Here is a 12,458-nt window from a genome sequence, read left to right as displayed (position 1 = left end):
TCCTCCCTAGTCAAAATGCGACTGAACTACTTTATAATACTCATTAAAATCAGGACTAGTTATTTCTCGTGGATATGACATGTCGATTTGATAGGATTGAATTATTTTAGAAGAAGGTCCAACTGACATTATTCCAATCCGCTGCCCTAGCATTAGAGCCTCCTGAATATCATGGGTAACAAATATCACTGTTTTATTTGTTTCTGTCCATATTCTAATAAGCTCCTTTTGCATCGTTCTTCTTGTCATTGCATCTAAGGCGCCAAATGGTTCATCCATCAAGAGTATTTGCGGATCATTTGCTAAAACACGTGCCAACTGCACACGCTGTTTCATTCCGCCGGATATTTCCTTAGGAAACTTTTGATTATGCCCTGCTAACCCAGCCAGTTTAATATAATAATTGGCAATTTCTTTTCTTTCTGCAGCAGGGACCTTCTTCATTTTCAAACCAAATTCCACATTTTCTTCTACCGTGAGCCATGGAAAAAGGGCTGAATCAGCTGATTGAAATACAAAGCCTCGATTTTCTTCCTGAGGTGCTGATTGGCTTTGAATCGTCAACTCACCGCTTGACTTCTCAATAAATCCAGCAAGAATATTTAATAAAGTTGATTTTCCGCAGCCGCTTGGACCTAGTAAAATATAAAATTCTCCGCGGTTTATCGTTAAATCAACATTTTCTAATACATAGCTTCCTTGTTCTTGAGTTTCAGAAAATGTTTTTGATAACCCCTTTAAAACAATATTAGGAGCATCTGTTTGAACCATTGTCATTTTATCTACTCCCTTCTTTCTTACAAGGATGATGGTGGATTCACAAGTTGAAACAGAATCCACCTCCCCTTTATTTACTTGCTTTTATAGGTTACTTCTTCAGGTAATGCCTTCTGCAGCGCATCTAACGCCAGCTTATCTTCGATATTATAGTCTTTTTTTAATAGTCCCCTGTCTAGGAGCCATTGTTTCATATCACTTAAGTGCTTAATATCCTCTTCTGTAAAACCAATCGTGTAATTGATATTTTCTAGGTCGCGTAAGGTATCCTCTTTTTTCACTTTCAGTTCCTTATAGGCAATTTCTGCTGTCCCATCAGGATTTTCTTTCACATAAGCAATCCCTTCTTTAATGGCTTTCAAGAGATTTACGACAGCTTCTTCGTTGTTTTCAACAAATTCTTTATTGGCAACAAGATAACTGCTTGTGGAAATATTGGCTGAGCTCAAATTATCGATGGTATGTACGCCGTCAATCGCTTTTAATTTCTCTAATACTGCTCCGCTTGATAAAACGGCATCAATATCTCCTTTTTTCACGCCCACGATTGCTTCATCAGGTGTGCTGAATGGCACGTATTCGATATCCTTTTCACTTACGCCAATTGTTGCTAGATAATTAGCCCAATGATATTCCGATACTGTTCCTTTTGCGACACCGATGCGTTTCCCTTTTAAATCAGCAGGCGTATCTATTCCCTTTACAGCCACAAACTCAGATTCTTTAATAGTTGCTTCTGTGCTATGACTTAAAGAAGAAATAACAACTAAATCTCCTCTATTTAAGGAATTTAGAAGTACATAATCTGCTGCTAACCCTGTGTCAGTCTGTTCTGTCAGTAATGCATTGATAGTATCAATACCATATGCAAAGTTAGAGATTTTCGGGTCGATATCCAGGTCTGTAAAAAACCCTTCTGCATTTGCCGCCCTAATTTGCAAGGAACCGCCTGCCGCTGTATCAATTCCTATCTTTATAGCGTCCTTGCCTTCACTTCCTGAAGTGGAGCTTGAGCAGCCTGCTAAAAAAACAGATAAGATCAGGCTGAAAGCTGCTAGTTTATATTTTTGCTTCATGAAGAAATTCCCCCCTTTTAAAACTAGTTATTTTATCTCTTGTTCATCAAACCGTGCAACGCAAAGTGCTCCTTCTCCAATTGATGCTGCTCCTTTTACTTCAACTGCGGAATTAATTCCGCTTGGCGCCGCATTTGGCACTCGAAATGTTTCAATCTCCAATGGCTGTATTTCTATTTCTTCTGGTTTCTCAAGCTGTGGAACCCAGCCGTAAGGAACTCTGTATGCTCTGTATACCATATTGGAATTACGAGCATTTTTGAATGGCGAAATATATTCCCAAACAATTTCATGGTCTGCTGTTACTTCAAATATACGGCCGTTGGAGCCCTCTGTTATTAATGTGTTGCCATTTTCTAACCGCTGAGCTGAACTAATATATGGACTGTAGAACCGATAGGAATCTGTAGGAGCTTGATAGTTTGCTTCTTGACCTGTATATTGCCAAACTATTTTTAACGTGATCGGATCTATTTCCAATACGCGGGAATGATCGCGCAAAGCGTTTTTCGTACCGTCTGGAGAACCAGGATTCGGAGCGCCATATCCTCCCCAGCCGCCGTTATCAAACACAAGCAGATTTCCTTCACCAGGCAGCCCTTGCGGAATAATATGAGCATGGTGCTGTCCGATAATCCAGCCAATCTCCTTTAGCTCCTCAGTAGAATAATCTGGTCCGATTTGCCAGACAATCTTACCAGAACGTTTATCCGTTATGCCAATGATATTTGCTTCCCTTGCATCCCAAATGATATTGTCTGGGTGGAATCTTTCATCTCCATTGTCATAATGACGGTTTGGACCTACTGCAGAGATTGAATTTATATGAAGCCAGTCACCAGACTCATTTCCGAAGAATCGGCGGTTTGGCTGTTCATAGATGGTTTTCTTTGCTTCCTCATCAAATTGCAATTCATCAAAATGATCGCTGAATGACCATTCCCAAACAATATTGCCGTTCCAATCCACTTCTAGAATGACATCATCTAACAGCTCAAACTTCGAAATATTCGAGTTGACTACATTACGGTGAGCTAGAATTAACGTATTGCCTTCATCAACTTTCGGCTCCTGCCCTGGCGCGTAATATCCAACAGAACTGCCTTCACGCTGATAGTCATGATGTGCTCTAGCAATCCATCTCCCCTCATAGCCTGGATCCGTAATAAACTCATGTTTATCAAACTTCCAGACAATATTGCCGTCAAAATCTACTTGCGCCAAATCTCCTTCATCCTGAAAACCATGCTGCGGGTCTCTGTTAAAGGTGTGTCCTAATACATAGCCACCAGGGAAAATTTTATTCGGAAAGCCTCTCAAGCCTTTCCACAAGTGGACCTCTCTGCCATTCATATCAATCAATAATGCCCCAAGATCTGGTGCTTGAAAAATAGTGTAGCCGCTCCAAGCTTTAGTAGGTGAATAGATTGTTGCTCCTGTCGGATAAATTGTAGGATGTCCCATATTTACTCTCTCCTTTTCTATTTTTCAAATTGGTTTAATCGGATTAATGCACAAAAATGTCTAATCTCTCTTTTTTTCATACCCCCTACTTCCTTATCGACTGATAAACAATAATAAAAAAAGAGACTCAACAAAATGCAAATGCAGCATTTCATTGAATCTCTAGTGATCTAGTCGATTCTTTATCTATTTGTTTGTTTCTTGAGAATTATCATAACAGGACTTAAAAGGAAGTGTCAACGATTTTTTAACTATTCAGATAAAATTACTAGGTATTCAACCAGCTTTGTTACAGCTGCTGAATTATTGAAAAATCCATGCCTGTCCTAATGTAACTAACCAGCTCATTTTATCTTTGCTGAATAAACTATGTAATGAATAAGGACAAGGAGGGATTTATAATGAGTAGAAGACCGTGGTTCTTCGGAAGAAGCAATAATGGTGGGAATTCAAACCAAAGCAACAACTCTAATTCACGTTCAGGCGACAGCGACAGCCGTTCTGATGCAAATGTAGACTTTGATGTAGATAACGACTTAAGAGTAGACACAGAAGTAGATAACGATAATACTGTCAAAAACCTTGATAAAAACACGAACGTCGCTAAAGTCAACGATTCTGGTAATGCTAAAATCGACTTGAACATTGATGTTCATTCCGATTCCAAAGCTCGTGTCCAATCACGCTCCCGTGCTAATGCGGATGCTGATCAAGACCAAGATAACGAGCAGGACAATGACCAAGATCAAGACAGCTAAAAATCCGCATTACAGAACGAGAATGGCAGCATTCTCGTTCTGTAATGAAAAGATATGTTTTCATTACTGCAACTCTAGGTTTTAACCTTACTTATGGAATGTATTATACTGACAGTTTAGTTTAACAACTCCCACATGGCGAAAAAGGCAATGAAATAACATAATAGTAAAGAAGCGGCAGATAGGCTCTGCCGCTTCTTTTTAATTAGTTCGGACGAACTAAAATTTTGCATTCATTTTTATCATTAATTAGTTTTTCAAACCCGTCTTCCACAATGTTATCTAATGCTATGATACTTGTGATGACTGGCTCAACATTCAATGATCCCTTTGATAACAAATCAATCGCTTGGGCAAAGATGTTATTATAACCGAGAGAAGAATTGATTTTTTTCTCACTGACTACTTGTGTTGTAGGGTGATACTTAACAGGATTTGCAAACACACTTACAATCATAAACTCACCATTTGGTTTGATGCAATCAAGTGATTGGTTGAATGTAGCTTCTACTCCAGCAACGTCAAAGGAAACATCTACTCCCCCATTGGTATGGTTTTGAATAACTTGAACAGCATCCTCTTCCAGCGGATTTATTACTACATCCGCACCCATTTTCAATGCTAGTTTTCTGCGTTCTTCACTAACTTCTGCCACAAAAATCTTACTTGCTCCTGCTGCTCTCAAGCTCTCGGATAACAGCAGCCCGATTGGTCCTGCTCCAAAAAGTGCGACGCTATCGCCAATTTTGAACTTACTTTTTCGAATTGCCTGCAATACAACGGCAAGAGGCTCTACTAAAGCGGCAAATTCAAACTTGAGTGTATCAGGCAATAAAAATACATTTGCTTCTTTCACGACAACATATTCAGCGAAACCGCCATTTTCGTGAATGCCATATGATTTCATATTAGGGCAAATATTATAATTTCCAGTTTTACATGTTTGACACTCACCACATCCCCAAATCGGTTCAATCGCAACTCTGTCGCCAGCTTTAAATTTAGTTACATTATTGCCGACTTCCACAATTTCTCCTGTAAATTCATGGCCTAAAATCATTTTATTTTCTGTTACAAATGTTTTATGTAGATATTCGTGTAAATCTGTCCCACATATACCAGCGAATTTAACTTTAACTTTTACAGTTCCTTCTGTAACTACCGGTTCAGTGACTTCTTCAATTTTTACATCTTTTGAACCGTAATATACTAAAGACTTCATAACATTATCCCCCAATTTTCTGTAACCAGCTGCTATATTAATGACATTCATTGCTGATGGTTCATCTTATCCACTGATTACAATCTCGAATTAAAACTATTCTAACTAATTATATGTAACTTAGTTACTAAAACACAATTATCCTGCTTTTGCGTATTAAAATACTTTTCTATCGTTCTGCTTAAAACTGTACGCAGAATATCATTTAGCAAGTTATGTTGGATAAAATAGTGCATAAGCAATGCCTAGTATGCGACCAACTAGGTCGCATACTAACTCGTAATTAACAAGTGAAATGTCGCTTTGTTTCTATGATTCTGTTCAAGATGTAATATTTTTGATGTATTGTCCGATATCATTGCTTTGTTCATTTAGATTTTGGATATCTTCCATAAACTCAACCATGACACGAGATTGCTCTGCTGATGCAGTGGATACTTCACCAATACTCACTGTCAAATTCTCCATGTTTGTTCGTATTTCTTGAAGAGATTTACCAATCGTACCTACTGCATCCTTTGTTCCAATGGAAAGCTTGCGTATTTCATCTGCCACAACACCGAAGCCTCTCCCAGCATCGCCAGAACGGGCTGCTTCAATGGCAGCATTCAAGCCAAGCAAGTTTGTCTGTGATGAAATATCTTCAATTAATTTAACAACCTTACTAATCTCCTGAGAGTTCTCATTTGCATGAGCTGCTTGACCATTTATATCTGTGCTGGTTGCGGAAAGTTCCTCCGCTTGAGCGGCAACTTGTTGTACTTTTCCCTGCAGACTGCTGACGATCGAGCGTAATTCATCCAAATCTTCATCTAATAGTTCTTCGTCTTTCAATGTTTTGGTGATTTGGAATACACCGACAATCTCACCGTTTTCATCACGAATAGGATTAGCGGAATAGTGCATACCAACACCATAGCGATCTTTAGGAATATGTATTTTTATTTTTTCTCCGTTAAGTGCTTGACGCAGGATATCGTTATCTTCCGTAAATGCAAAGTCACCGACTTTAACACTATAATCCAAATCTTTTGACTGGGAGGAAAAGATGAAATTCTCTGTGTCGGTAACGACAACAGCACAATTTTCACCAAGGTTTTTTTTGATTTCAGGTGCTAGTTTAACCAACGCTTGTAGTGTTAAATGCATATTTCCATCTCCTATTCCTGGTTAGTTACTATTTTCATTTTTTCAATTATCTGTTTGCTTTTTGCATCCAAAGCCTGAATTTCATCCATGAATTCAACCATGATAACAGATTGCTCATCTGATGAAGTGGAGACCTCATTAATGCTGAGTGTCAGATTCTCAATGCTGGCACGGATTTCCGTTAAGGATTTACCAATTGTCTTCACTGCTTCCTTCGTATTGTTAGATAGTTTTCTAATCTCATCTGCCACAACACCGAAGCCTCTGCCAGCATCGCCAGAACGAGCTGCTTCAATAGCTGCATTTAATCCAAGAAGATTTGTCTGTGTAGATATTTGTTCAATTAACTGAACTACTTCGCCGATTTGGCGAGAGTTTTGGCTTGCACTTTTTGCTTGGTCGTTAATATCGCTGCTGGTTGCGGAAAGCTCTTCTGCCTGTGCGGCAACATACTGCACCTTGCCTTGCAACGCATCAATTACTTCATTGATTCTGCTAAGCTCTTTATCTAGCTTATCTTGATGCTCCAATGTTCGCGATAAAGATAACAAGCCAACAATTTCATTTGTATCTATATCCCTAATTGGCGTAATAGAAGTCACTACAGGCACACCGAAAATGTTTGCATCTTCTGTTTTAGAAATAATTTGTTCGCCTCTAAGTGCGCGCAGATAAACTTCATGCTCATCCAGTCTTGTTTTTCCTGCTTCAACATCCAAATTCAAGAGCGTTGACGGCGAAAAGTAAACAAACTTCTCCGTATCCAGCACACCCATTGCGGCTGTTGGTCCTAGCGTATCTTTTATAATCGGGGCAATATTGACTACTGCCTGAATAGTAGAATTCATAAAACAAGCTCCTCCATATGTATTTTTCCTTTATATCGGCAATAAGTACTAAATGTGAAGCAATTCACTAAAAAAAAGTCTGATTTTGTTATATTTTGTAGAAAATCAGACTTTTTTAGTGAAGGAGATAGTAAAAATGTATGATAGATAACTTTTGGCTTTTGCCAATAGCATAATTAGTACTGGGTATGGTAGCTGTTAATGAGTAAACGTTTCCTATAATAGAAAATAAAAAAACTGCAAGTATGAGCTGCAGTCTTGTTTAATATTATATAAATGTGGAAAATAAAAAAATTGATTGTAGTTTAAGTGGCTATATATTTTTAACATTAGATTTACATCTTATTGTTTGTTTAGTTATTAACCCAATCAGTAATCCAGCAATAATTGGTAAAATAGAGATTTCGGTATATGAGAGTGAAACTTTAAGAATAAGAATATCTATTTCAGTAATAGATCCGACAATATATAGAAGTACCATTGTTCCAAATCCTGCGCTAAAGGGAACCCAATGGGATTTACTCACAAAATCACATCTGTTATAAAAAGGATAAATCTTTTTTCGAGATTCCAGCCCAATTAAGAGTTGCGACCCATAATTCTCCTACATTCTTTTTTAAATTTTGGACATCAGTCTTTAAAGATACTAAGCCACGTATCCTCTGTTCAAACGCTTCAGTTAAAGAATCCAACTCGAAACATTCTTTGTAAATAATCCGACTTGATAAAAATGTGTGTTTATTTTTTAATCCAACCGACATTACTGCCCAATAAGCCACTAGTCTTGCTTCTTGAGCAATTATTGTAACTGTTTCACTTAATAAAAACAACTTATAAACATGTTCATACATATCTGTAATCGCATCTTTAAATAGGCTGTTTAAGTCTATTAGTTCTTCTGCTTCTTTTACGGTTTCTCTTAATTCTACATAGAAATTAGTTAGATCATATAAAACTTTACATGTATAAAGAACATCACTTTTTACTGACCACTCTAATTCAATATTTTTTGCTTTTGATATCATTTTTTCTGGGGACCTAAAATTTATTCCAACAAACATACCTTTATAGAAAAATGCTTCCAAACTACTTTCTCGCTCCTTTATTACTACTCTTAATTCTAAGTCGGATTCAGGACCGTCCAATCCCTTTGCTGTGGAACCCTCTAACGCAACAGAGAGAAGGTTTTGCTTGTATTGCTTTATTAACTCTATAAGTATTTTATTAGCAATTTCAAATCTTTCCTCAGTAGAGAACTTTTTAGGCTGCCAAGTCATCTATTTTACAACTCCCATTCACATATTACGGGCATATATGCCATATTCTCCATTTATTTTAAAAGGGGTTCAACAAAACATTTGATTTTCCTGTTAATTACATTTATTTCTTCTTCCGTTAAACTGGCAAGATTGTTTTTTTGAGAAACTGTTTGAATAAATTTTAAACAGAATCCTCTATACTTGTATACTAATTGGGCTACTCTTAAGACATTTGATATAATTTAAATTAAGGAGGGATAGTAAATTGGCGAAAAAAAGCAAGCATATTATGTATATTGAAAGCTTACTAAAAGATGATGAAGAAATTTATCATGTCTACGAATGTATAAATGATGATGTCCTGGGGGCATTGGCACATACTGATACACGACTGATATTTGGTACGGATGGTATTTGGACAGGCGAATCCATAGAAGAAATAGATTATGAAAAGATTGGTTCAGTAGAATTAAAAAACAATTTTTCAGGTTCGATTCTAAGTATATATGTTAAAAACTCCCAACAAGTTATGGAAATAAAAAGTGGTTCTAGGGAGAACCTTAGTAAATCAAGAAGTTTAATTGCTGACAAAATTGAAGAATATAATAATGATAAAGAATTAATATCAGAGGGAAAAACGAATTATTTTATAGCAGATGAATTATTGAAACTTGTAAAATTAAAAGAAGATGGTCATTTATCTGCTGCAGAATTTGAGCTTATAAAAACAAAACTTATAAATCAATAATCTCTATTATTGATTATTACTATCTTAATTCATATGGATACGTGAAACCTTTAGCAGCGTTAAAATTGCTAAAGGTTTTGAACGTACTTATATCTACCTTATAATCTCCCATCTATTCCGGAAGAATGTTCTTTGTGCTAATTTGTCCTCATTGGTATGACTATAAACATCCATACTAATGGAATATGGATCTACTTCTTTTTCTATGTATGTTTCTAAGGATGCTGCAAGACTTAACTTTTTACTATTCGTTAATTCAGACCATGATTCTTCATCGACATATACATCAAAAAAGATAGTCTCTATACTATTTTCTTTAACTTCTATACTTTGGACCACATTATACTCTTCAATTAACTTTTCAATTCCGTTATTTTTAAAATCAATTATTGCTTTTCCTTTATTCTCTTCTAATTCTTGTTGTTCTTTTTTTCTTTCTTCTTTTTCTCTTGCTCTTTCTTCCCTTTGTTTTTCTCGATTCTCTTGTTCTATTGCTTGTTCCTGTCGAATATGTTTTTCATTTTCTAAGAATGCTAAAAACCCTACAATATTTACATAGATGAAAATAAAATAAAAAATACTAGCAATGGCCATCTTCCATATTTTTTTAGAGCGAAAACCTAAAATTTTATTGTACCATTTTCTTTCTAAAACTTTTGCAGTTATCCCTATATCAACCAATTCGTTTTGTAGTTGAAATTTATCCTTTTTCTCTGCGGGCGCATATACGCTTATTTGTAAGTTATTCGAAAAAACATATTTTGTAGACAATACAAAATAATCAATGGTTACATGGCTTAGTTCCGAAAGAGGATATTTTTTAATAATATTAATGCTATCAATTACTTCTGTGTACCCACGAGATTTCTTTTTTGCCTGATAGAATTCAAGATTACCGTCTCTTATAATCATAAATTCTGCAGCTTTATTACTAACAATAGGATATACGTTTTGACTAAAATATTCTTTGACAAGTAGTTCCAATTTAACTTTTTTAAATTGTTTTGCCATGTAATGCAAGATACCTCCTTATTTATTTCTCTAACAATTGTACCATTGGAATATATACGGTAATGAGCTAATAAGGTTTCATATGTATAAAGCTCCTTTTATGCAATGTTCAGCTTCGGATAGTTGAATCCAATTTTCCTTATTTATGTTTCCGCCTTCTATAAAATTAACGGGATTATTATAGCATTTCGTAATTACTGATTGAGTATATATTCTCCTTAATCAAATAAGAAAAAGATCTCCAAAGAAAATCTCTTTCGTCGTATGTACACTTTTCTTCTACTCACAAAAAAATTTACTTTTTTATATTTTCAACATCCTGTATATCATTTTTTATATTTTTAAAAAAATTTCCCTAAATACAATATCTAAAATTTCCATTTCTAAATGATTTGACTGCGTAAAATTTAATTTGTTTATCTAGCTTCCAAACGGAAATATCTTCTTTCCAGCTCACTATGAGAAATTTAATACTACCCTTCAACTAGATAAAACGACTACAGATTAACATCTAATAGTCCTTTTAATCCCTCTCAGCATATTAATTTATTCGTCTTCAAACACATCGTCAGTGGTAAGACCTTGAATAAAACTTTCAAAGTCTTTAGCCAACCAAGTGATTTTGTAATCATCTTCTTGATCGATATGTACGACACACGGTTCGCCTTCTGGGCCGCATTCTCGATAATCAAGAAAAACCATATCATGTCCAGCTGATGGACAATCACAAATAGCTATGCCGATATTAGGATATCCCCATTCCTCCATCCAAAATTCAGTGCTATAATCACCACCTAAAGAATTGCTTTTGCTGTATCCTATACCATATATCCCACTTATTGCAATGTGATTTTCAGACCAACTTGTCGGTACTGTAGTAGGGTAACAATCTTTTACTGGAATTCCGCCATTATGTTTTTTCATTAGCCAAATATAAGACGCAGGCAGTTTATATCCTAAGTCTCTTTCAAGTTTAGAAATATCCTCTTCTGTAGGTGAATCAGAAATATATTCCTCTTTAGCATACTCGCTGTCATCCCAAAAACGGTCTAAGTCTACTCCCTTAAAATAGCTCATTTCTATTCCTCCATTATTTAATCTATGTCTATTCCTTGTGTATTGTCATATAAAATTAAATTCTTTCATTGATTACCCAATAACAGTTCTAGTCATTATATTCTGTATGTCCATGACGCTCGCAACCGAATAAATAGCATGCTTTTTCGACTTGCGGCGCATATTCCATTGGCTCTTTGATGCCGTTTATTGCCTGCTCGAGCATTTGTTCATATAGCTTAATGTGCATTTGGATTTCTTCCATATCTTCTTTTTTGTCTTCCTCTGTCCAGGTTTCATCGCATACTTCTTCATAACTTTCTTGGAGCTCGATTTGCTTATCCTTTATCAAGTTATCCAATACTCTTCTTGCCTTCTCCCTCTCACCTGTTTGAACAAGACAATAGGTGTAGCGGCTGACCCAATTGGGCTCTTTCCAATAACTTGCCCATCCTTTTTCAAACCAAAAGTTTGCCTTATGATGGGCATTTATTTCTGCATATAAATCTGCCAAGTCTACTGCACCGACAAAATCTCCCTCCTTATCGGAGAAGGTATCTAGTATGCTCTCCGCCTCTTCATATCTCTCTAAATCAGCAAGGCATTTCACGTAACTATACATTGTGTATTCAGAAGGTTTTGAGGCATGAAAAAAACATTGCAACGCTTTGCTTTTTTCGTCTTTATGATAATACGCTACACCAAGATTATTGTAAGCTTCTAAAGTTGGCTCTAATTCAATCGCCTTTATTAAAATGGGAATGGCGGAATCCCAATCTGCTATTGTTATGTATATTTCACCTAATAGATTGTATGGAAAATGGGAACTTGGAGTACTAGCAATCACTTCTTTTAGAAGTGGAATTGCAGCTTGGGTATTCTCTTCTTCTCTATATAGCATCCAAGCGAAGTTATTTAAAGATTGCACGCCTCTATTATTCCTTATCTCTTGCTTAAAAATCTCCCATGCTTTATCTAATTCATTGTTTTCATAAAACTTTATCGCCTTTGTGTTTTGACTCATTAAAAAATCCTTTCTGCCGTTATGCTTGTTGTCTAGTATTATAACATTCTCTCCATTTAAAAAAAG

The 12,458-nt window shown here is 35.9% G+C and carries 13 protein-coding genes; 3 read left to right on the top strand and 10 right to left on the bottom strand.

What is annotated here, in order from left to right; genetic code table 11:
- Positions 1-6: 6 nt before the first annotated feature.
- The 3 genes from MKX82_RS24530 to MKX82_RS24520 all read right to left on the bottom strand — a co-directional run bounded on the left by MKX82_RS24530 (position 7) and on the right by MKX82_RS24520 (position 3,317).
- Positions 7-777 carry an ABC transporter ATP-binding protein gene (locus MKX82_RS24530; RefSeq protein WP_445738854.1) on the bottom strand — a complete coding sequence of 257 codons (771 nt, stop codon included), beginning with the start codon at positions 775-777 and terminating at the stop codon, positions 7-9.
- A gap of 74 nt (positions 778-851) precedes the next feature.
- Positions 852-1,853 carry an ABC transporter substrate-binding protein gene (locus MKX82_RS24525; RefSeq protein ID WP_237942671.1) on the bottom strand — a complete coding sequence of 334 codons (1,002 nt, stop codon included), beginning with the start codon at positions 1,851-1,853 and terminating at the stop codon, positions 852-854.
- Positions 1,854-1,880: 27 nt separating this feature from the next.
- Positions 1,881-3,317, bottom strand: a complete 1,437-nt coding sequence (locus MKX82_RS24520; RefSeq protein ID WP_233315318.1) for an aryl-sulfate sulfotransferase — start codon at positions 3,315-3,317, stop codon at positions 1,881-1,883.
- 401 nt (positions 3,318-3,718) lie between these two features.
- Here MKX82_RS24520 and MKX82_RS24515 point away from each other — a divergent pair, with 401 nt between their 5' ends.
- Positions 3,719-4,075: a hypothetical protein gene (locus MKX82_RS24515; RefSeq protein WP_233315319.1), complete on the top strand. Its 357-nt coding sequence runs from the start codon at positions 3,719-3,721 to the stop codon at positions 4,073-4,075.
- A gap of 205 nt (positions 4,076-4,280) precedes the next feature.
- Here the strand turns inward: MKX82_RS24515 and MKX82_RS24510 are convergent, their stop codons facing one another.
- The 3 genes from MKX82_RS24510 to MKX82_RS24500 form a co-directional block, all read right to left on the bottom strand.
- Positions 4,281-5,297 carry a 2,3-butanediol dehydrogenase gene (locus tag MKX82_RS24510; RefSeq protein ID WP_233315320.1) on the bottom strand — a complete coding sequence of 339 codons (1,017 nt, stop codon included), beginning with the start codon at positions 5,295-5,297 and terminating at the stop codon, positions 4,281-4,283.
- Between the two features lie 321 nt (positions 5,298-5,618).
- The gene (locus MKX82_RS24505; protein WP_341080812.1) at positions 5,619-6,446 is read right to left on the bottom strand and encodes a methyl-accepting chemotaxis protein; all 828 of its coding nucleotides are present in this window, start codon (positions 6,444-6,446) and stop codon (positions 5,619-5,621) included.
- A gap of 11 nt (positions 6,447-6,457) precedes the next feature.
- Complete coding sequence (locus MKX82_RS24500; protein ID WP_341080810.1) at positions 6,458-7,294, bottom strand: methyl-accepting chemotaxis protein; 837 nt, start codon at positions 7,292-7,294, stop codon at positions 6,458-6,460.
- 278 nt (positions 7,295-7,572) lie between these two features.
- On the opposite strand from MKX82_RS24500, the gene MKX82_RS24495 reads away from it, so the two are divergent.
- Positions 7,573-7,839 (top strand): hypothetical protein, encoded by a 267-nt coding sequence (locus MKX82_RS24495; protein ID WP_341080807.1) that lies wholly within the window; start codon positions 7,573-7,575, stop codon positions 7,837-7,839.
- On the opposite strand, the gene MKX82_RS24490 is transcribed toward MKX82_RS24495, so the two are convergent.
- Positions 7,834-8,571 carry a kanamycin nucleotidyltransferase C-terminal domain-containing protein gene (locus MKX82_RS24490; protein WP_341080804.1) on the bottom strand — a complete coding sequence of 246 codons (738 nt, stop codon included), beginning with the start codon at positions 8,569-8,571 and terminating at the stop codon, positions 7,834-7,836. The two genes, MKX82_RS24495 and MKX82_RS24490, sit on opposite strands and share 6 nt — an antisense overlap.
- Before the next feature lie 247 nt (positions 8,572-8,818).
- On the opposite strand from MKX82_RS24490, the gene MKX82_RS24485 reads away from it, so the two are divergent.
- Complete coding sequence (locus MKX82_RS24485; protein WP_233315324.1) at positions 8,819-9,301, top strand: PH domain-containing protein; 483 nt, start codon at positions 8,819-8,821, stop codon at positions 9,299-9,301.
- Between the two features lie 93 nt (positions 9,302-9,394).
- On the opposite strand, the gene MKX82_RS24480 is transcribed toward MKX82_RS24485, so the two are convergent.
- The 3 genes from MKX82_RS24480 to MKX82_RS24470 form a co-directional block, all read right to left on the bottom strand.
- Positions 9,395-10,312: a hypothetical protein gene (locus tag MKX82_RS24480; RefSeq protein WP_341080798.1), complete on the bottom strand. Its 918-nt coding sequence runs from the start codon at positions 10,310-10,312 to the stop codon at positions 9,395-9,397.
- A gap of 546 nt (positions 10,313-10,858) precedes the next feature.
- The gene (locus tag MKX82_RS24475; protein WP_233315326.1) at positions 10,859-11,389 is read right to left on the bottom strand and encodes an SMI1/KNR4 family protein; all 531 of its coding nucleotides are present in this window, start codon (positions 11,387-11,389) and stop codon (positions 10,859-10,861) included.
- 88 nt (positions 11,390-11,477) lie between these two features.
- Positions 11,478-12,392, bottom strand: coding sequence for a tetratricopeptide repeat protein (locus tag MKX82_RS24470; protein WP_341080795.1), 915 nt, complete (start codon positions 12,390-12,392; stop codon positions 11,478-11,480).
- Positions 12,393-12,458 lie beyond the last annotated feature (66 nt).

The sequence above is a fragment of the Niallia sp. FSL R7-0271 genome (genome assembly GCF_038005785.1).
GTDB lineage: Bacteria > Bacillota > Bacilli > Bacillales > Cytobacillaceae > Niallia.
The sequence above is the reverse complement of the archived record's forward strand: the minus strand, read 5'-3'. Positions and strand labels throughout refer to the sequence as shown.